Annotated in this window: 18 protein-coding genes; 10 read left to right on the top strand and 8 right to left on the bottom strand. The window is 60.5% G+C overall.

Going from position 1 to position 18,325, the window contains the following annotated elements; translation table 11 throughout:
* Positions 1 to 2: 2 nt before the first annotated feature.
* The 6 genes from mmsB (at position 3) to CFB10_RS18360 (ending at position 8,063) form a co-directional block, all read left to right on the top strand.
* On the top strand, positions 3 to 887 hold the full coding sequence (gene mmsB / locus CFB10_RS18390; RefSeq protein ID WP_020009977.1) for a 3-hydroxyisobutyrate dehydrogenase: 885 nt from the start codon (positions 3 to 5) through the stop codon (positions 885 to 887).
* The gene (locus CFB10_RS18385; RefSeq protein WP_020009976.1) at positions 884 to 2,839 is read left to right on the top strand and encodes an acetoacetate--CoA ligase; all 1,956 of its coding nucleotides are present in this window, start codon (positions 884 to 886) and stop codon (positions 2,837 to 2,839) included. Before mmsB ends, CFB10_RS18385 begins: the two co-directional genes overlap by 4 nt.
* 5 nt (positions 2,840 to 2,844) lie before the next feature.
* Positions 2,845 to 3,630 (top strand): 3-hydroxybutyrate dehydrogenase, encoded by a 786-nt coding sequence (locus CFB10_RS18380; RefSeq protein ID WP_020009975.1) that lies wholly within the window; start codon positions 2,845 to 2,847, stop codon positions 3,628 to 3,630.
* A 118-nt stretch (positions 3,631 to 3,748) separates the two neighbouring features.
* Positions 3,749 to 4,792 carry a helix-turn-helix domain-containing protein gene (locus tag CFB10_RS18375; RefSeq protein WP_020009974.1) on the top strand — a complete coding sequence of 348 codons (1,044 nt, stop codon included), beginning with the start codon at positions 3,749 to 3,751 and terminating at the stop codon, positions 4,790 to 4,792.
* Between the two features lie 489 nt (positions 4,793 to 5,281).
* Positions 5,282 to 5,623, top strand: a complete 342-nt coding sequence (locus CFB10_RS18365; RefSeq protein ID WP_020009972.1) for a hypothetical protein — start codon at positions 5,282 to 5,284, stop codon at positions 5,621 to 5,623.
* A 103-nt stretch (positions 5,624 to 5,726) separates the two neighbouring features.
* Positions 5,727 to 8,063: a glucose/quinate/shikimate family membrane-bound PQQ-dependent dehydrogenase gene (locus CFB10_RS18360; RefSeq protein ID WP_020009971.1), complete on the top strand. Its 2,337-nt coding sequence runs from the start codon at positions 5,727 to 5,729 to the stop codon at positions 8,061 to 8,063.
* Positions 8,064 to 8,132: 69 nt separating this feature from the next.
* Here the strand turns inward: CFB10_RS18360 and CFB10_RS18355 are convergent, their stop codons facing one another.
* Complete coding sequence (locus CFB10_RS18355) at positions 8,133 to 8,633, bottom strand: ferritin-like domain-containing protein (RefSeq protein WP_020009970.1); 501 nt, start codon at positions 8,631 to 8,633, stop codon at positions 8,133 to 8,135.
* 172 nt (positions 8,634 to 8,805) lie between these two features.
* Between CFB10_RS18355 and CFB10_RS18350 the strand changes: the two genes are divergently transcribed.
* Positions 8,806 to 9,291 carry an MgtC/SapB family protein gene (locus CFB10_RS18350; protein WP_003508703.1) on the top strand — a complete coding sequence of 162 codons (486 nt, stop codon included), beginning with the start codon at positions 8,806 to 8,808 and terminating at the stop codon, positions 9,289 to 9,291.
* 6 nt (positions 9,292 to 9,297) lie between these two features.
* Here CFB10_RS18350 and CFB10_RS18345 read toward each other — a convergent pair whose 3' ends face one another.
* The 6 genes from CFB10_RS18345 to CFB10_RS18320 form a co-directional block, all read right to left on the bottom strand.
* Positions 9,298 to 10,524 carry an FAD-binding oxidoreductase gene (locus CFB10_RS18345; RefSeq protein WP_020009968.1) on the bottom strand — a complete coding sequence of 409 codons (1,227 nt, stop codon included), beginning with the start codon at positions 10,522 to 10,524 and terminating at the stop codon, positions 9,298 to 9,300.
* 18 nt (positions 10,525 to 10,542) lie between these two features.
* Positions 10,543 to 10,953 (bottom strand): TIGR02588 family protein, encoded by a 411-nt coding sequence (locus tag CFB10_RS18340; protein ID WP_020009967.1) that lies wholly within the window; start codon positions 10,951 to 10,953, stop codon positions 10,543 to 10,545.
* A gap of 7 nt (positions 10,954 to 10,960) precedes the next feature.
* Positions 10,961 to 11,821 (bottom strand): TIGR02587 family membrane protein, encoded by an 861-nt coding sequence (locus CFB10_RS18335; RefSeq protein ID WP_020009966.1) that lies wholly within the window; start codon positions 11,819 to 11,821, stop codon positions 10,961 to 10,963.
* A 54-nt stretch (positions 11,822 to 11,875) separates the two neighbouring features.
* Positions 11,876 to 12,316, bottom strand: a complete 441-nt coding sequence (locus tag CFB10_RS18330) for a PPC domain-containing DNA-binding protein (protein ID WP_020009965.1) — start codon at positions 12,314 to 12,316, stop codon at positions 11,876 to 11,878.
* 61 nt (positions 12,317 to 12,377) lie between these two features.
* Positions 12,378 to 12,938 (bottom strand): type 1 glutamine amidotransferase domain-containing protein, encoded by a 561-nt coding sequence (locus CFB10_RS18325; protein ID WP_020009964.1) that lies wholly within the window; start codon positions 12,936 to 12,938, stop codon positions 12,378 to 12,380.
* Positions 12,939 to 12,956: 18 nt separating this feature from the next.
* Positions 12,957 to 13,178, bottom strand: coding sequence for a hypothetical protein (locus CFB10_RS18320; protein WP_020009963.1), 222 nt, complete (start codon positions 13,176 to 13,178; stop codon positions 12,957 to 12,959).
* A 290-nt stretch (positions 13,179 to 13,468) separates the two neighbouring features.
* Here CFB10_RS18320 and CFB10_RS18310 point away from each other — a divergent pair, with 290 nt between their 5' ends.
* The 3 genes from CFB10_RS18310 to CFB10_RS18300 are packed head-to-tail and all read left to right on the top strand — an operon-like array spanning position 13,469 to position 17,230.
* A complete protein-coding gene (locus CFB10_RS18310) occupies positions 13,469 to 14,299 on the top strand; it encodes an N-formylglutamate amidohydrolase (RefSeq protein ID WP_020009962.1) in 831 nt (276 codons plus the stop codon).
* Positions 14,296 to 16,173 carry a flavohemoglobin expression-modulating QEGLA motif protein gene (locus CFB10_RS18305; RefSeq protein ID WP_026363560.1) on the top strand — a complete coding sequence of 626 codons (1,878 nt, stop codon included), beginning with the start codon at positions 14,296 to 14,298 and terminating at the stop codon, positions 16,171 to 16,173. Before CFB10_RS18310 ends, CFB10_RS18305 begins: the two co-directional genes overlap by 4 nt.
* Before the next feature lie 10 nt (positions 16,174 to 16,183).
* Entirely contained in the window at positions 16,184 to 17,230 is a 1,047-nt protein-coding gene (locus CFB10_RS18300; RefSeq protein WP_020009960.1) for a glutathione synthase, read from the top strand.
* A gap of 2 nt (positions 17,231 to 17,232) precedes the next feature.
* On the opposite strand, the gene CFB10_RS18295 is transcribed toward CFB10_RS18300, so the two are convergent.
* Entirely contained in the window at positions 17,233 to 18,255 is a 1,023-nt protein-coding gene (locus CFB10_RS18295) for an NAD-dependent epimerase (RefSeq protein ID WP_020009959.1), read from the bottom strand.
* Positions 18,256 to 18,325: the final 70 nt, after the last annotated feature.

The following is an 18,325-nucleotide window of genomic DNA, read 5'->3' as shown; positions in this document are numbered from 1 at the left end:
CGATGAAGACCGTCGCTTTTATCGGGCTGGGACATATGGGCCTGCCCATGGCCGCCAATCTCGTCAAGGCCGGATATGCCGTCAGGGGTCACGATCTTTCCGAAGCCTGCCGCGCGGCGGCGAGAGAGGCGGGCGTTCCCGTAGCGGCGGATTCCGCCGAAGCCATCGAAGCGGCTGACGTGATCATCACCATGCTGCCGAAGGGCGAACATGTCGTTTCGGTCTATGGCGATCTGGTTCGGAAAATCCCTGCTGGAACGCTTCTCATCGATTGCTCGACGGTGGACATGGAAAGCGCGCTGAAGGCGCATGAACTGGCTGCTTCCGCCGGTTGCCCCTCGGTGGATGCGCCCGTTTCCGGCGGAACGGGCGGGGCTGCGGCAGGCACCCTGACCTTCATGTGCGGCGGCGAGGCGGAGGCTTTCTCTGCGGCAAAGCCGGTGCTGGAGGCGATGGGCAAGAAGATCGTGCATTGCGGCAAGGGCGGCAACGGCCAGGCGGCCAAGATCTGCAACAACATGATCCTCGGCATTTCCATGATCGCCGTTTCGGAAGCCTTCGTGCTCGGCGAAAAACTCGGGCTTTCGCATCAGGCGCTGTTCGATGTCGCCTCCACCTCTTCCGGGCAATGCTGGTCGCTCACCACCTATTGCCCGGTGCCGGGCCCGGTGCCGACATCGCCCGCCAACAAGGATTACCAGCCCGGATTTGCGGCGGCCCTGATGCTGAAGGATCTGAAGCTTTCGCAGGAGGCCGCGAATGGAGCGGGGACTTCCACCCCGCTCGGTGCGGCGGCGGCGGCGCTTTACGAGAACTTCGTCGGCGAAGGAAGCGGCGGGCGCGATTTTTCCGCCATTGTCGAAATGCTGCGCGGGGGCGAAGCATGACGGACGCCGCGCCATCCGACATCTTATGGGTGCCGCCGGAGAAGAGGCGGGAGCGTTCGGCGCTTTTCGCCTTCGCGACGAGAACGGCAAAGCTGCACGGGCAGGCCGCCAATGACTATGCCGGCCTGCTGCGCTGGTCCATCGACGCGCCGGATGAATTTTACGATGCGCTGTGGGACGAACTCGGCATTATCGGCACGCGCGGCGAAACCGCATTCAAACCGGGCGCGACGATCCGGGAGGCTGAGTTCTATCCGGGCGCGCGGCTCAATTATGCCGAAAACCTGCTGCGCGATGCCGACGGGCGGCTGGCCATCATCGCCCATCGCGACGATGGCACAAGGCGCGAGATTACCCGCAGAGAGCTTTACGACGAAGTGTCCCGCATGGTGCAGGCGCTTGCCCAAGCCGGTGTGAGCGAAGGCGACCGCGTCGGCGCTATCGTCACCCATGATATCGAGGCGATCGTTAGCTATCTGGCCGCGAGCGCCATCGGGGCGATCTGGTCGTCCTGCTCGCCGGATTTCGGCCCGGCGGGAGCCTCCGACCGCCTGTCGCAGATCGGTCCGAAAATCCTTATCGCCGTGCCGGAATATGGTTATGCCGGCAAACGCATCGATGTCGGGCCCACCATCCGCGCCGTGGCGGAAAATGCGGCGCCTGAAAGGATCGTGCTGATCGGCGACGCCGTGCCCGAAAGCCTTGCCGATCTCGGCTGCGTGACGCTTACGGATTTCGTCGCGCCTTATGCGGCGGGTGAGATCACCTTCAACCGTCTGCCCGTCAAGGCGCCGCTGGCGATTCTTTATTCCTCCGGCACGACGGGCAAGCCGAAATGTATCACCCATTCCGGCGGCGGTTTGCTTCTTCAGCACATGAAGGAACTGAAGCTGCAATGCGATATTCAGGATGGGGAACGCTTCTTTTATTTCACCACCTGCGGCTGGATGATGTGGAACTGGCAGGTCTCCGGTCTGGCGCTTGGCGCTACGCTCGTCACCTATGACGGCAATCCCGGTTATCCCAACCCTGCGCGGCTGATCGACCTCATCGACGCCGAACGGATCGCCACTTTTGGCACGTCGGCGAAGTTCATCGACGCCTGCCTGAAGGCCGGGCTGAAGCCGCGCGAAAGCCACGATCTTTCATCGCTGCGGACAATTCTCTCCACCGGCTCGCCGCTCATCCCGCAATCCTTCGATTATATCTATCGCGACTGGAAGGCCGACGTGCACCTCGCCTCCATTTCCGGCGGCACGGATATCTGCGCCTGTTTCCTCGGCGGCAACCCTTTGCAGCCGGTGCATCGCGGCGAATTGCAGGGTGCGATGCTCGGTATGGATATCGACACGCTGGACGATGAGGGCCGTTCCGTTCGCGGTGTTGCCGGCGAACTCGTCTGCCGCAATGCGCATCTGTCCATGCCGGTGAAGTTCTGGGGCGATGAGGATGGTTCGCGCTATCAGGCCGCCTATTTCGACCGCTTCCCCGGCATCTGGGCGCATGGCGATTTCGCCGAAATGCGCCCCTCCGGCGGTTATGTCATCCATGGCCGTTCGGACACGACGCTCAATCCCGGCGGGGTTCGCATCGGGACTGCGGAAATCTACCGGCAGGTGGAAACCGTGCCTGAGGTCGAGGAGGCGATTGCCGTGGGGCAGGATATCGAGGGCGACCAGCGGGTCATCCTCTTCCTGCGCATGAAGGGCGGCGCGGTTTTGACGGAAGAGCTGGAAAAGACCATCCGCAGCCGCATCCGTTCGGGCGCCACACCGCGGCATGTGCCGGCAAGGATCATTGCCGTCAGCGCCATTCCCCGCACCCGTTCGGGCAAGATTTCCGAAATCGCGGTGCGCGACACCATCCATGGCCGGCCGGTGAAGAATGCCGATGCGCTCGCCAATCCCGAAGCGCTCGAACTTTTCCGCAACCTGCCGCAGCTGAAGGACTAAGGCCGATGGAGGATCAACCGAAAACCGTGCTTGTCACGGGTTCCACCAGCGGCATCGGGCTTGCCATCGCCAAGCGTTTCGCCGAGGCGGGTTATCTGGTCGCGGTGCATGGCATAGAAACGACGGAGGAGGCGACGCAGGCGCTGGAGGCGGTCGCGAAGGTGGCGCAGCACAGGCCGGTCTATTTTGCCGCCAACCTCGCGAATTATGATGAAAGCGCCCATCTGCCGGAAACCGTCATCGCCGAATTCGGTCATATCGACGTCCTCGTCAACAATGCCGGCATTCAGAAGGTCGCGCCGATCGACGAGTTCGATTTCGCCGATTTCTCCCGCATCGTCGCCATCTCGCTCGACAGCGCGTTTCACACCATCCATGCGGCCCTGCCGGGCATGAAGGAAAGGGGCTGGGGCCGCATCGTCAACATCGCTTCTGCGCATGGCCTGCGCGCCTCGCCCTTCAAGGGCCCCTATGTGGCGACCAAACATGCGGTGGTGGGCCTGACGAAAAGCGTGGCGCTGGAAGTCGCCGAACTCGGCATTACCTGCAACGCCATCTGCCCCGGTTATGTCTGGACGCCGCTTGTGGCCGCCCAGGTTGCCGATCAGGCACGCGTGCACGGCATGAGCGAGGAGGAAGTGGTGAAGAAGGTGATGCTTGCGCCGCAGCCGACCAGACGGTTTGTGCAACCGGAAGAAGTGGCGGAAATGGCGCTTTATCTCGCTGGTGATATGGCGCGCTCCATCACCGGCACCACCATTTCCATCGATGGCGGCTGGACGGCGAAATAAATTTCGCACATGCGCTTGAAGCGAACGATCGCGCCGGTTTCCGGTATTGTTAGGCGATTTCAATCCTGTATAGTTTTCGTGGACGGCGGGGTCAGCGCCGTGTTCACGGAAAAGCGGCATGATGAACACAGGGTCTTTTGAAGCGCCGCTGGCGCGTTCGCGCTTCGATACGCGCCAAGTGCCGAAACGCGACGCCATGGCGTTGTGGCGGGATTCGATCAACGTGCTTTTTGATGCTCGCCTGCGCCGCTCGCAGGATGATGGTTTTTTCGCCAGCGTGGACGCCGCTTTCATCGGCAATGTCGCGCTCGGCCGCACCCAGTCCTCGGCGCAGGATTTCGACCGTTCGCGCCACAAGCTTGCCCGCGACGGCATGGATGGTTTTCTCCTGCAATTTTACGCCAGCGGGAAGAGCATGTCGCGGCGCGGTTCGGGCGAGACCGCAGGCCCCGGCGACCTCTATCTCATCGATATGGCGCAGCCGCTGGCCACTGCCACGTCGGATCATGATCATCTCAGCCTCGTCGTGCCGCGCCGGCTGCTGGAAGGCAGGCTTGGCGGTTCCGGCAATCATCATGAACGCGTGCTGCCGGCCGGTTTGCCGCTGGTATCGCTGCTGCGCGAAACGATGATGAGCATCTATCGCCATTTCGACGTCATGAACGCCAGCGAGGGCGCAGCCACGGTCTCGCCGCTTCTGGAACTGGCTGCGGCCGCCATCAACAATCATGTCGGGCACGACAATGCGCAGGGCGTGCAGCGGGCGCTCAGGGCATCCATCCGGCGTTATATCGACAATCACCTTCTCGATCCCGCCCTGTCAGTGGAAAAGGTCATGGGCGAATTCGGCGTGTCGCGACGCACCGTCTACCGGCTCTTTGAGCCGCTGGGCGGGTTTTCGGCCTGCATCACCCACCGACGTCTCGAACGCGCTATGGATTTCCTGCGGGCGCCACAATCGGCGCATATGACGATTGCCGAGGTGGCCGCGTCCTATGGTTTCACCAATCCGGAAAATTTCAGCCGCGTCTTCAAGAAGACCTTCGGCCTTTCGCCGCGTCAGATGCGGCATTTCGCTTCGGAAAACCGTGACCTCACGTCGGATATTCTGAAGCCGGATAGCGCGGAATGGACGCGCTGGATCGTGCAGCTCGGCCGCTGATCACGCTTTGCCGGGTTCTATCTGACACTTTATGACGGTTTGTTGGCATAATCCGACCATTCGCTGCGGCTGCGGCGCGATGGGGATGCGCATGTCTTCCAGACGTGCCAAACAGGGCAGGTTATTTTTATCAATATATTGCCTGACAATCATGATGCTGAGAATCCTCGCTTTTCTGGACCTGTGTCGCCAATGGCGCCATGCGTTGAAACAACACCTCTCCTTTTCCGGCCCCCGATTTCGCAGGCGGCCATCACCCCTGCCATTGGCGAATTCAGACAGCCCCGCAGACGATCCATCGGAAACGGATGATGGAGCGCGGCGGCCGGTTTCCTGGCTCGGCCTTGGGCAAAGCTTTAGCGCGGTGGATATGGCGGACTGTGACAGGGCGCGTTTGCCGGCCGAGTGAGGCTAACGTCGTTTTTCCAAGTCTGGAACAAAACCCTGACCCCAATGATTAGATCAACAGGGTTACAGGGAGTGAAAGACATGGCCAGAGAAAATGCCAGCTATCTCGACGGTCGGGATGCGCCTAAAAGCGAAACGGCAACGCGTGCGCGGCAGGGATCGCGCGGCCGTCCCGTGCTTGTCATTCTGATCGTCAGCGTGCTTCTTGCATTGGTGGTGTGGGCCGTTGTCGAATATTCGGTTTTCGAACCCGACGAAAACCTGCCGCAGAACCCGCAGACCGAGACTGCGCCCGTGCCGCAGCAGCCGTCCGGATCCGGAAGCTTCGACAATAATCCGGCGAATGGCCGCGCCCAGCCGCCGTCATCGACAGAGACAAATCCCGCGCCGCAGGGTTCGACCGGAGCACCGCAAAACCCGTGACCACCATGGCGTGAAGTTTTTTCGCACCGGTGATAATTTTCATGGAACCAGATCGCGCCGGATTTCATTTCACGCAAAGTGACAGGAATCGGGGGTTTCATTCATGGCAGTCACCGTCACTGCAGTTGTTCTCACGCTGATCGGTCTTGCGCTGTTCGGTTTCGGCTCTCAGCTCGTCATGCTGGGCGGGAGCTTCTATTACGTGCTTTCCGGACTGGCCTTTCTTTTGACGGCCGTTCTGCTGTTCAAGCGCAATCGCGCAGCCCTTCACGTCTATGCCGTCTTCATTGTCGCGACGCTCGCCTGGGCCATATGGGAAGTCGGCTTCGACTGGTGGCAACTTGGCCCGCGCGGCGGCATCATCATTCTCATCGGTCTCTGGCTTCTGGTTCCCTGGGTCAGAAAGCCGCTCGGTTTTTCGAGCCCGACCGGGCTTAGCTATGGGCCGAATGCCTGGCCGCTTGCGCTCTCCGTCCTCGCCTCCATCGTCGTGGCCGGATATTCCATGGCGCAGGATCCGCACGATACGGCAGGTTCCCTGCCTCAGGAAACGGCCTCTGCCACGCCCGCCTATGGCGGCAATGTGCCTGACGGTGACTGGCATCAATATGGCCGCACGCCCTATGGCCAGCGTTATTCGCCGCTCACCCAGGTCAATGTCGACAATGTCTCGCAGCTCAAGGAAGCCTGGCGTTACCAGACGGGCGATGTGAAGCTGCCCGATGATGTGGGCGAAACCACCTATCAGGTGACGCCGCTGAAGATCGGCAACACGCTTTATATCTGCACGCCGCATAATTGGGCGATTGCCATCGATGCCGCCACCGGCAAGGAAAAGTGGAAATACGACCCGAATGTCGGTCTCAATCCGGACCGTCAGCACCAGACATGCCGTGGCGTTTCCTACTATGCCGAGCCGAATGCCGCTCAAGGCACGGCCTGCGCCGAGCGCGTCTACCTGCCGACTTCGGATGCGCGGCTGATCGCGCTTGACGCCGCCACCGGTCAGGTCTGCACGTCCTTTGCCGATCAGGGTGTGCTGCATCTCGAGCAGGGCATGAAATACAATCCTGCCGGTTATTATTATTCGACCTCGCCGCCCGTCATCGTAGCGGGCAAGATCATCATCGGCGGCGCGGTGAACGACAACTATTCCACGCAGGAACAGTCCGGTGTCATCCGCGCTTTCGATGTGAATAGCGGTGCGCTCGTCTGGAACTGGGATTCCGGCAATCCGGCGAAAACCGAACCGATTGCGGCGGGTGAGACCTACACCACCAATTCGCCCAACAGCTGGTCGGTCTTCAGTTATGATGAAGGCCTCGGTCTCGTTTATATCCCGCTCGGCAATCAGGTGCCCGATCAGCTCGGCATGGGCCGCAGCGAGAATGTGGAGAAATATTCTTCCTCCATCGTCGCGCTCGATATTAACACCGGCAAGGATCGCTGGGTGCGCCAGACGGTTCATCATGATCTCTGGGACATGGACGTGCCGGCCCAGCCGGTGCTGCTCGACATCACCAAGGACGGCCAGACCATCCCGGCTCTCGTCGGCCCGACCAAGCAGGGCGATATCTACGTTCTCGACCGGCGCACCGGCGCACCGCTTCTGCCGATCACGGAGGAGCCGGCGCCGGGCGGTGCGATCCCTGAGGACTTCACCTCACCGACGCAGCCGACGACGGCCTTGTCGTTCAAGCCGGAGCCATTGCAGGAAAAGGACATGTGGGGCGTCTCCATGTTCGACCAACTCGCCTGCCGCATCCGCTTCCATCAGCTGAGCTACAAGGGCCGCTATACGCCGCCGTCACTGACCGGCTCGATCATCTATCCCGGCAATTTCGGCACCTTCAACTGGGGCAGCGTGGCGGTCGACCCCGAACGCCAGGTCATGTTCGGCATGCCGACATATCTCGCCTTCACCTCGCAGCTCGTGCCGCGCGCCGACATTCCGCCGAAGGGTCAGGACGAGAAGGGTAGCGAACAGGGCCTGAACCGCAATGATGGCGCACCCTACGGCGTGTTCATGGGTCCGTTCCTCGGTCCGCTGAAAATCCCTTGCCAGGCCCCGCCATGGGGTTATGTCACGGGTGCCGACCTGCGCACCGGCGATATCGCCTACAAGCACAAGAACGGCACGGTCTATGACATGACGCCGCTGCCGCTGCCCTTCAAGGTGGGCGTGCCTGGCATTGGCGGGCCGATGATCACCAAGGGTGGCGTGGCCTTCCTCGGTGCTGCCGTCGACAACTATCTGCGCGCCTATGACCTCACCACCGGCAAGCAGCTATGGGAAGCGCGCCTGCCGGCCGGCGGCCAGGCAACGCCCATGACCTATGCGCTGGAGGGCGGCAAGCAATATGTGGTGATGGTTGCGGGTGGTCACGGTTCCGTCGGAACCAAGCCGGGCGATTATGTGATCGCCTATACCCTGCCGTAATCTCTGCAGTCTTCAAGACACATAAAAAACCGGAATGGGTGACCATTCCGGTTTTTGTTGTTGAGGGTATTACGCGGCCTTTTTCTGGGCGGCGGCGTTGACCGAAGTCTCGGCGAGCGCGGTCAGCGCATCGTCGGTCTTTGCCTCTTCCTTGAGCGTGGCATCCAGCAGCGAAACCGCCTTGGTGTGGCCCAGCTTTTCCGCCCAGGCCTTCAGGGTCCCATAGCGGGCGATCTCATAGTGTTCGACCGCCTGTGCTGATGAAACGAGACCGGCATCAAGCGCGGGTGTGCCTTTGAAGTCCTCCATTATCTCCTCGCCCTCGGCGATAATGCCCTGGATGGCTTCGCAGGTCTTGCCCTGTGCGCGCTTGCCAATGATCTCGAACACTTCCTGCAGGCGTTCGACGTGGCCCTGGGTTTCTTCCTTGTGCTTTTCAAAGGCCTGTTTCAGCTTCGGGTCGGTTGCCGCCCGCGCCATTTTCGGCAGGGCCTTCAGGATCTGCCTTTCGGCGTAGTAGATGTCCTTCAGCGTGTCGTAAAACAGGTCGTCGAGTTTCTTCTCGGCCATTGGTCCTTCTCCCATGTGTGAAAATGCATGATGTGCGCCCATGCGCACGGGAGACAAACCCTTTGCCGCTGCCATGGTTCCGGCTCGGTTGCGCGCAACGTTTATATTGCTGCGCGGAACCAACGCAGCCTTTCCGAACTTAGTGGGAATAAATGTCGGGAGGAGACATGACGTGCCCCAGAGCCTTGCAGAAGAATTTTCCATGAATATTTCCATCCCCTTCGAGGTACTGCTGGTGCGCGTGTTCGGCGCGGTCATCCTGTGCGGCCTGATCGGTCTGGAGCGGGAGTTTCACAAGAACACGGCCGGTTTGCGCACCAACATGCTCATCGGCCTTGCTGCCGTCACCTTCTGCATCATCACCATTCATATGATGGAGACGATGGCGGAAGGTCATGAGGCCGCGCGGCTCGATCCTATCCGTCTGGTGGAAGCCGTGACGGCGGGCATCGCCTTTCTCGCAGCGGGTGTGGTCGTTTATACGAGAGGGGATGTCAAAGGCCTGACGACGGGCGCCAGCATGTGGCTTTCGGCGGCAATCGGCCTCTCGGCCGGTCTCGGCATGTGGCCGCTTGCCCTTGTCGCCGCCGGCGCCGGTATCGTTGTCCTTTGGACGCTCCGGCGCTTGCAGGTGGCCACCGGCATCAAGGAGGATTGACGGGCATCAGTCGAAGCGGAAGAGATCGGCGTCCGGGTCCTTGCCGCCATTAACGGCGGCCGCCACGATTTCGGCGGCGATCTGGCTGAAGGTGATGCCATTGCCGCCGAAACCCATCACGGCATAGACGTTTTTCATACCCGGCACCGCGCCGATCAGCGGCAGGCCGGTGGTGGTGGTGCCGAAGGCCGCGGCCCAGCGATAGTCCGGCTCTCCCATATCGACGCCAAGAAGCCTTTCGATCTTGCAGCTGATCGTCTTCGCCTTCGCGGAAAGCTTGCGCTCCGACAGATAGGCGGTGGGGTTTTCCTCGTCCTCGCCTCCGGCGATCATCCTCCCCTCGCGGTCGGTGCGCAGGTAAAGATAGGGATCGGACGCTTCCCAGACGATATGGTTCTCCAGCCAGCCGGGTAGATCGAGCCGCTTTTTGCTCGCCAGAGCCCAGGTGGAAATGATCTGGTGTTTCGGGCTCTCCAGCATTTTCAGAAATTCATAGCCGGTGCAGAACACGACATTGCGTGCGGAAAGGATCTTGCCGCCGGCGGTGGCGAGGACAACCTCGTTGCCGAGGTTTCTAAGATCGGTGATCTCAAGCTGGGAGACGATTTCGGCGCCTGCGCCGGCCGTATGGCGCAAAAGGCCGGCCGTCAGCTGTGCGGGATTGGCGGAGGCCGAGATATCGCTGAGGATGGCGGCGGTCCGGTCCAGCCCATATTGCTCTCGCAGTTCTGCAGCGGAGAGGAAGCGGGCTTCGATGCCAGCTTCTTCGCGCGCGGCCGCTTCGGCTTTCAACGCGCGCGATCCCATGTCGTCTCCGGCGAGATAAAGCGCCTGCTTGCGCTTCATGCTGCAGGAGATGCCAAGCGAGGAGACGACTTCCTCCAGACGCAGGACGGCGCGTGCGGAACGCTGCCATGCCCTGTCGGCCGCGGGCCTGCCGATCATCTTTCTGAGTTCCGTCAGCGGCGTGTCGATCTCGTGCTGTATCATCGCGGTGCTTGCCACGCTGCTGCCCATGACCGGTTCGCGCCGGTCGATGATGAGCATGGATTGACCCGGCCTTTGCAGGGCGTGGGATACGAGTGCGCCGCTGATGCCGGCGCCGACGACGATCGTGTCGTAATGGTCGGCGGCGGGTGTGTGCCCGCTGCGGATGCCGATGCGCGGGCTATCGGCCCAGACCGGTTTTGAATCCCTGAGATCGCGTTCTTTCGTCAGTTCCGGTGTCGTCATGAAGATGTCCTGAATGGGTCAAGGCTCGGTATAACCGGCGACAGTGAGGGTGAGCGTTCCGCTGCGGGGATCGCTGCGGAAAAAAAGCGTGCCGCTGTCCTTCGATTCCGAGGCGACATAATCGAAGGTCACATCGGCGTTTTCCGGCGCGGCGTCATTCCGCTGCAGGTCGCCGCGCACCTGCACCTGCGCTGCGGTGGTCATGGAGAGGTTGCGGATGTCGAATTTCACCCGATATTGCCCGGGCTGCCCCTCCACGCTGGTGACGGCGATGTCGAAGCGGGCATCCTCGGGTACATAGCGATAGATGTCATAGGCGATCCAGCCGAGCATCGCGGCGACGAGCAAGGTGCAGATGGTTCCCGTCAGCCATTCGATCCAATGCGGATCGGCGCTTTCCGTCTGTTTTCCGTTTTTCGATATCGTCATCTTGTCCTCACAGGATCAGCCGGGCCGACGCCGCGCCGATCGAGGCTGGAACACCGAGAATGACGGCGGCATTCATGATCTGCGACAGCGAGGTGTGGTCGAGGCGCTCGAAGGTCCAGAGCGTATAGATGCTGATGGCGATGGCGATGACGTAGCCGGGCAGGGTGAAGCGGATGAAGGATTGCCACCATTGCTGTCCTTCATGCAGCTGATGCGAGCCCTTGAAGTGAAGCGCATAGACAAAGCCATGCATGATGGCGATCGACAGCAGACAAAGGGCCAGAACGTGATAGGGCGTCACCTTGTAGGCGATCAGGATCATTTCCTCCGTCGGGGCGACATTGAGGTTGAGGAAGAGCGCGCCCACCACCATCATGAAAAGCTCGTGCAGATAACCTGTCTCGCCGGAATACTCGCCTTCCTCTTCATCCTCTGCGTCGGAATGCTGGCCGAGCTGGCTGCGGCCGAGCAGCGCGCCGATGCTGGCGGGAACGGATTGCAGCGCGACCTTGGCGACGATATTGGAGGCGGTGAGCTGGTCGTTCAGAATGCCGAACAGCAGGAGCACGCCCGCGCTGACAGCGATGCCCAGCCCATAGGCGGTTATCGCGTCTCGCAGGGCCTGGCTCCAGGAATTGATATTCTCAAAACCGATGCGGCGGGCGAGAAGAAGAAGCAGCGGCAGGTTGAGGATGCAGAGCAGCAGAAGCCGCCATGAGTTGACGTAAAGACCGAGGAACCACATTTCCATGGTCATCAGCATGGGCAGGGCAAACAGCAATGCACCCGCTGTGCCGCGCGCAAGGCCGATCAGGAACTGCCTGACCTCGTCATCTTCCCCATGTTTTTGATTGACCGTAGCCGCCATGCCGTCCCCTCGTGCGAAGGATAACGCAATGGCGTTTTTCCGGTTCCGTTGGGTTTATTTCGCAGGGTCAATAAGGGCGATGCCGAATTCCCTGTTATAGCTGCGCCGCAATTCTGCGGGCGTTTCGCGAATGACGACTTCCAGAGTGGGACGAACCACGCCCTTCAGAAAATGGCCGCCTTTTGTGGACCCGTCGGCAAAACCCAGAACGACATGCAGGTGCGGATTGGGCGTGTCGTTCTCGTCAAGCGTAATGTCGCCAAGCAGGCTCAGGACCTCGCTCTGTTCGGTGACCGGTATTTCCTTGTAGTCCTGCGTGGACAGATCAAAAAAGGCGAGCGTTGCCGTGGCGAAGGCGCCGATCGCGGTGACAGAGGCGGCGTTGATGTTCTCGGCCCTGGCAAAACGCCTGATGGCCTCGAAGGCTTCTTCCTCGGGATCGATGACGAGGATGAAGGTGCGCTCCGCGCCGCTTGCCAGCAATCTGCTTTTCATATTCTTCCTCCAAAATAAAAGTGCCGCCGGAAACCGGCGGCACGGGAATGTCGTTCGTGTCTTAAGCGGCGCGACGTTCGTGACGGCCTTCCTCAATCTCTTCCACGATCTTGGCGACGAAGGCATCGAGATCGTCAGGGCTGCGGGAGGTGATGATACCCTTGTCCGTTACCACCTTTTCATCCTTCCAGTTGGCGCCGGCATTCTTGAGGTCGGTCTTGATCGACCAATAGGAAGTGGCGTCGCGGCCGCGCAGGGCGTCCGCTTCGACAAGCAGCCACGGCGCATGGCAGATGGCGGCAACCACCTTGCCCGATTTGACGAAATCGCGAACCACCCGCATCGCATCCTCGTCATGGCGCAGAATATCCGGGTTGATCTGGCCACCGGGAAGAACCAGCGCGTCAAAATCTTCGGTTTTTACGGTCTTGGCCGAGAGATCGACGGTGATGCTGTCGCCCCAGTTCTTCTTATCCCAGCTCTTGATTTCGCCCTCCTTGATGGAGGCGATCTTCACGTCCGCACCCTTGGCCTTCAACTGGTCATACGGCACCCGCAGCTCGGAACGTTCGTATCCGTCCGTTGCGAGAATCAGGATTTTTGCGGCGTTGATGGCAGTCATATCTGTCTCCTTCTGGGTTCAGTCGTCCTTGTCGGAATTCATGGAGGGGAGGAAGAATTCCACGTCCTTGAGGCGCTTCTCATCGAGATTTTCGATGTTGGTTTGCCAAAATCGCTCGGCTTCCGCCGGTTCGGCTTTCCATTGGCGCACGAAGGTCTTGTTGTCGTCGATCATGACCTTGCGGGTGCCGCCGAGCCGCAGATATTCTTCCGCAAGTTTGCGTGTTTCGGTCTTTTCCATGTCGCAGCTCCTTGTGCGTGGAAAACGGGAACGGAGGGGCGCCGGATGGGTAAGAAGCTCGGCTGCCATTTCGTTGGCCACCGGGAGAAAACGGAAAAATCCCGGTGTTCTTCGGCACCATCGTGTCCGTTTGACACGGCGGCCCTCCTGCTGGAACAACGTGAGCTTTAAAGGATGGTTCCGCAGTTTTTTCGGGCGGCATCATTGCCCGGCACAAATGAATAGTGCGCAATTTTTACCGGAACAAACGGACATGTCGTGTTGTTTTATCCCCGATGCAGGGAGGCAGCATGGCAGCCACACAGAGTGACGGCGAATACCGGGGTAACAACGAAAACAGGGGCTTCTGGTCGATCGATTTCGGCAATTCGCCTGTTGTCGGCACGGCCATACATGACGGTCATTTCGTCCGCATGGATATAGCAGATCTGATGGCTCTTTCGCCGGAAAAGCGGCTGAGAGAGGAGGATCCCTTTACCGGCGAGATGGTCGCCGGATTGACGAACCGGATCGTCGTTCACCATTCCCGTTTTGAAGTCGATCTCAATCGCGCCACCGATCAGGCGATCTATCTGAAACCGGAACAATCCTGGGGGCTGGAGGTCTGGAACCAGACGCCGCCGGAGGAGGCCAGCCGGCAATCGCTCGATTTCCACGCCGATTATTATGCGATGCTTGAAACCGTTCTCTCAACGCTCGAGCGACGGCATGGTGCTTTCGTGGTGCTGGATGTGCACAGTTACAATCATCGCCGGCAGGGCGCCGACGCACCGGCGACGGCGCAGGCGGAAGCGCCCGATATCAATATCGGCACCTTTTCCATGGATCGCAGCCGCTGGGGTGATGTCGTCAGCGCGGTCGGTCATCATTTCGCGTCTGCGACCATCGGCGGGCGCCGTCTCGATGTTCGCGAGAATGTGGCGTTTCAGGGCAAGGGCGAGCAGACACGCTTCATCCACGAGCGTTTCGCCGAAAACGGCTGCGCCATCGCGATCGAGTTCAAGAAATTCTTCATGGATGAGTGGACGGGAAAGCCGGATCGACGTGTGGTGGCTGATATTCGTGAAGCGATCGCAGCACTCCAGCCGGTCCTCGAAGAATGTCTGAGGTCGCGGCGATGAACCTCTCATCCGCCCGCAGCGCGCCTTCCCCCATCGCCGATCTGGTCGATGACGTCGTGTCCTGCCTCGAAGCCGGCAAGGCCATCCGCCGCGATGTCGGAAAAGACGGCCGTTTGCACATCGACCGGCCGCTGCCGTTCCTCTGCCTGCATCTGACAGGCGGCACGAAAGATCTCGCCGCGCGCGACATCGCCGCCGCCCATGCCTCCTATCTCATCGCTTCGAACATTCAGGAGGCCGCACCGCTGATCGAGGCGGTCGGCGCGGTCATGCGCGAGCGTTTCGGCGCCTTCATCGTTCTCGATATTGGCGAGCTTGAACACGACATCCTGCTCGCCGACGACTCTCCCTTCCTGCCGCATTATGAGGTTTCGGTCTCGGCGACGTCAGAACCGGAAACCCAGAAAGCGCGCCGGGTCTTCATCAAGGCGGTCTGTGATGCCGAAGTGCGCTTTCGCACGCCGCGCATCACCCGGCCGGAGCCGGAAGCCGACCCGGTCCTGCGGTTTCAGAATGCCGGACTGGATTTTCCCTGCATCAGCGTGCGCTTCGCGCCAATCTATCGCCAGCCGGAATCCGGTGCGGATTATCCCGGCCTGCGTGAGACGATGATCGCCGATCTCTTCGATGCCGGCCTGCAGGCCTTTTCGTCCTTTTCCTCCGGTATGGATGCGCTGAAGGTCACCAGTCACCGGGCGCTTGGCCGCAAGGCATTTGTCGATGCCGTCAAACGCGCCGACCGCTCGATCGACGACATTGTCTCCTCCTTCGATTTTCTTCTCTCCGTCACGCCCATCAATGCGCGGCGGGCGTTCGAGGAGTTTCGCGATGGCAGCTTCCAGTACGCGCCGCGCCTGCTTTACCGACCGCTGGGCGTGGATGTCGAGGAGCAGAAGCGCAAGCTCTATTCCGTCGTCTTCGACCATCTTGAAGACCCGGTGCTCTATCATCTTTACCGGGAGAAACAGCGGGAGATCGATCTGCAGCTGACGATGCTGGCGAGCCTGCATCATCGCACCTTCACCGATTTTTCACGCGCCCTCTATGGCGCCGTCGAACCCGCTCTTCTGACGCTGGCGCTTCGCGTGCTTGAGGATTGCCCGCGCGGGCAAGAAAGCGGCGAAATCGCTATGGTGGATTGTTACGTGGTCGCCAGGAAGTCGCGCGAAATGGTCGAGGCTTATCTGGGGGAGGAGCCGGAATTCAAGGCCCGCGTCGAAATCCGTGATGACCTGCCACCCGGCTTGATGGTGACAGGTGAGAAACTCCTGATCTCCCGCCATACCGTCATGGAACAGCGCCGTGTCGAGGCGCTCCTGTCGCACGAGATCGGTGTGCATCTTCTGACCTATTTCAACGGCTCATTTCAGGGGCTGCGGCTCTTCCGCACCGGTCTTTCCGGTTATGAGGGCGTACAGGAGGGGCTGGCGGTGCTGGCGGAACATCTGGCCGGCGGCATGACGCGCGAGCGCCTGCGGCTGATCGCCGGCCGCGTCGTTGGCTGCGCCGCCATGCTGGATGGTGCGAGCTTCGTGGACACTTTCCGCATCATGACCCGCGAACACGGTTTCGACGAGGCCGCGGCCTTCAACATGGTGCTGCGCATCTATCGCGGCGGCGGTCTTTCCAAGGATGCGATTTATCTGCGCGGGTTGGCCGAGGTGATGGACCATCTGCGCAGGGGCGGCGCGCTCGATCCATTCTGGATGGGCAAGATCGCCGCCGCCCATTTTCCTGTCATGCAGGAGCTCGCCCTGCGCGGCCTGCTTCGTCCGCCGGGTGTCCGACCCGCATTTCTGCTGCCCGCCAGGGCCAATGAGCGGCTGGAAAAAATACGGGCGGGATTATCCATTGCCGAACTGGCGACTTTATAGGAGGGGCTTCATGCGTATCGCATTTTTCGTCAATTCCATCGAAACCGAGGGGCCGAACTACGCGACCGGCCTGCTTGCCATGGCGGCACTCAATCGCGGCCATGAGGTGGTCTATCTGACACCAGGGGATTTTACCCTGCGCGCGGATGACAGCCTCACCATCCATGCCACCGTATTGCCGAAGACAAAATACAAGAAATCGGAAGGCTTCCATGCCGCCCTTCAGGACAAGGCGCTGGAGCGGCGCACCATGGATGTGGAGGAAATCGATGCGCTGATGCTGCGCAACGACCCCTCGCTCGACCAGACAACGCGGCCGTGGGCGGTGCATGCCGGCATCCTGTTCGGGCGGCTTGCAGAACAGCGCGGCGTCGTGGTGCTGAATGATCCCGAAGGACTGGCGCTGGCGCAAAACAAGCTCTATTTCCAGAGCTTTCCTGAAATCGTCCGCCCCACCACGATCATCTCGCGCAATGTCGATGAAATACGCGCCTTTGCCGATGGCCACCCCAAGGGCGTCATCGTCAAGCCGCTGCAGGGTTCCGGCGGTAAGAACGTCTTCAAGATCGGCTCCAGCAAGGAGGCCAATCTCAACCAGATTTTCGAGGCGGTCAGCCTTGAGGGTTATCTGATCGCGCAGGCCTATCTGCCGGCTGCGAAGGATGGTGATATCCGCTTCTTCATGATGAATGGCCGGCCGCTGATGCGTGACGGCAAATATGCCGCCCTTCGCCGCGTGCCGGCCAAGGACGACCTGCGCTCCAACATCCATGCCAAAGGCACCGCCGAGGCGGTGAAGGTGACGGATGAAATCGTGGCGCTTGCCGAGATGGTGCGGCCGAAGCTCGTGGAGGACGGCATGTTCCTCGTCGGGCTCGACATTGTCGGTGACAAGATACTGGAAGTGAACGTGTTTTCGCCGGGCGGCCTTTCCAATATCCGCGATCTCACCGAGATGGATTTCAGCGACACGATCATCGAGGCCGTGGAAACCAAGATCAGCATGCAGAGCGCTTCCGGCGGCACCATCTCCAACCGCCTGCTGGCGACGCTGTGAGGTTATTTCCGTAATTCGGCCGGGTGCATCTCGCGATACCAGGCGACGAGGGCCCTGATGCCCTCCTCGACCGGGGTTTGCGGCACGTAGCCGGTCAGGGCCTTCAAAAGATCAGGCGAGGCGAAGGTGCGGGGCACATCGCCCTGCTGCATCGGCAGCATGTTGCGGATCGCGGGTTTCCCGACCGCCTTTTCGACCGTCTCAACGAAATGCATCAGCTCCACCGGCTGGCCGCCGCCGATATTGACCACGCGGAAGGGCGCGTGGTGCGAGAGAGTATCGGTGACTCCTTCCTGCGTGACCCGGTTTTCCTCGGAAGGGATGACCGTGCTTAGCCGGACGATGCCTTCGACCAGATCGTCGATATAGGTGAAATCACGGCTCATATTGCCTTGCCCGTAAATATCGATCGCTCTGCCGTTGGAGATGGCGTCGACAAATTTGATCGGCGCCATGTCCGGCCGTCCCCACGGGCCATAGACCGTGAAGAAACGGAAGGCGGTGGTGGGCAGCTTGTGCAGATGGGCATAGCTGTGCGCCATCAGCTCCATCGACTTTTTGGTGGCGGCGTAAAGCGTCATCGGCTCGTCGGCCTTGTCGCTCTCAGCGAAGGGGATTTTCTCGTTGGCGCCGTAGATGGAGGAGGTTGATGCCAGCATCAGGTGCTTGACATCAAGGCTTCTGGCGAGCTCCAGCATGTTGAACGAGCCGATGAGATTGGAATCGATATAGGCGCGCGGATTTTCAAGGCTGTAACGGACGCCCGCCTGTGCTGCGAGGTGGATGATGATCTCAGGTTCGGCGGCCTCCGCCGCGCGTTTCAGCGCATCCGTATCTTCCAGCATGCCGATTTCGGCCCGGAAGCCGTTGGAGCGGGAAAGAATGGCGTGGCGTTTTTCCTTGAGGCTGACATCGTAATATTTCGTCATGCCGTCGAAGCCGGTCACGAAATGGCCGGCGTCCAGCAGCCGTTTCGCAACGTAAAAGCCGATGAAGCCTGCCGTACCGGTAACCAGATAACGCATGATGATTATATCCCGAATCCGTTGGTGCGTTTTCGGTCTGACCGAAGCGCAGAAAACCTTTTAATGAAAT

The sequence above is a fragment of the Agrobacterium sp. 719_389 genome (assembly GCF_900188475.1).
GTDB classification, from domain to species: Bacteria; Pseudomonadota; Alphaproteobacteria; order Rhizobiales; family Rhizobiaceae; genus Agrobacterium; species Agrobacterium radiobacter.
Note: the sequence above shows the minus strand (reverse complement) of the source record. Positions and strands in the feature narration are given on the sequence as shown.

Coding starts and splice junctions, on each gene's coding strand:
- CFB10_RS18365 (WP_020009972.1), top strand. CDS start 5,282: ATGGCCAGAGAAAATGCCAGCTATCTCGACGGTCGGGATGCGCCTAAA.
- CFB10_RS18385 (WP_020009976.1), top strand. CDS start 884: ATGACGGACGCCGCGCCATCCGACATCTTATGGGTGCCGCCGGAGAAG.
- CFB10_RS18305 (WP_026363560.1), top strand. CDS start 14,296: ATGAACCTCTCATCCGCCCGCAGCGCGCCTTCCCCCATCGCCGATCTG.
- CFB10_RS18295 (WP_020009959.1), bottom strand. CDS start 18,255: ATGCGTTATCTGGTTACCGGTACGGCAGGCTTCATCGGCTTTTACGTT.
- CFB10_RS18360 (WP_020009971.1), top strand. CDS start 5,727: ATGGCAGTCACCGTCACTGCAGTTGTTCTCACGCTGATCGGTCTTGCG.
- CFB10_RS18325 (WP_020009964.1), bottom strand. CDS start 12,938: ATGACTGCCATCAACGCCGCAAAAATCCTGATTCTCGCAACGGACGGA.
- CFB10_RS18375 (WP_020009974.1), top strand. CDS start 3,749: ATGATGAACACAGGGTCTTTTGAAGCGCCGCTGGCGCGTTCGCGCTTC.
- CFB10_RS18310 (WP_020009962.1), top strand. CDS start 13,469: ATGGCAGCCACACAGAGTGACGGCGAATACCGGGGTAACAACGAAAAC.
- CFB10_RS18340 (WP_020009967.1), bottom strand. CDS start 10,953: ATGACGATATCGAAAAACGGAAAACAGACGGAAAGCGCCGATCCGCAT.
- CFB10_RS18300 (WP_020009960.1), top strand. CDS start 16,184: ATGCGTATCGCATTTTTCGTCAATTCCATCGAAACCGAGGGGCCGAAC.
- CFB10_RS18345 (WP_020009968.1), bottom strand. CDS start 10,524: ATGACGACACCGGAACTGACGAAAGAACGCGATCTCAGGGATTCAAAA.
- CFB10_RS18380 (WP_020009975.1), top strand. CDS start 2,845: ATGGAGGATCAACCGAAAACCGTGCTTGTCACGGGTTCCACCAGCGGC.
- CFB10_RS18330 (WP_020009965.1), bottom strand. CDS start 12,316: ATGAAAAGCAGATTGCTGGCAAGCGGCGCGGAGCGCACCTTCATCCTC.
- mmsB (WP_020009977.1), top strand. CDS start 3: ATGAAGACCGTCGCTTTTATCGGGCTGGGACATATGGGCCTGCCCATG.
- CFB10_RS18355 (WP_020009970.1), bottom strand. CDS start 8,633: ATGGCCGAGAAGAAACTCGACGACCTGTTTTACGACACGCTGAAGGAC.
- CFB10_RS18320 (WP_020009963.1), bottom strand. CDS start 13,178: ATGGAAAAGACCGAAACACGCAAACTTGCGGAAGAATATCTGCGGCTC.
- CFB10_RS18335 (WP_020009966.1), bottom strand. CDS start 11,821: ATGGCGGCTACGGTCAATCAAAAACATGGGGAAGATGACGAGGTCAGG.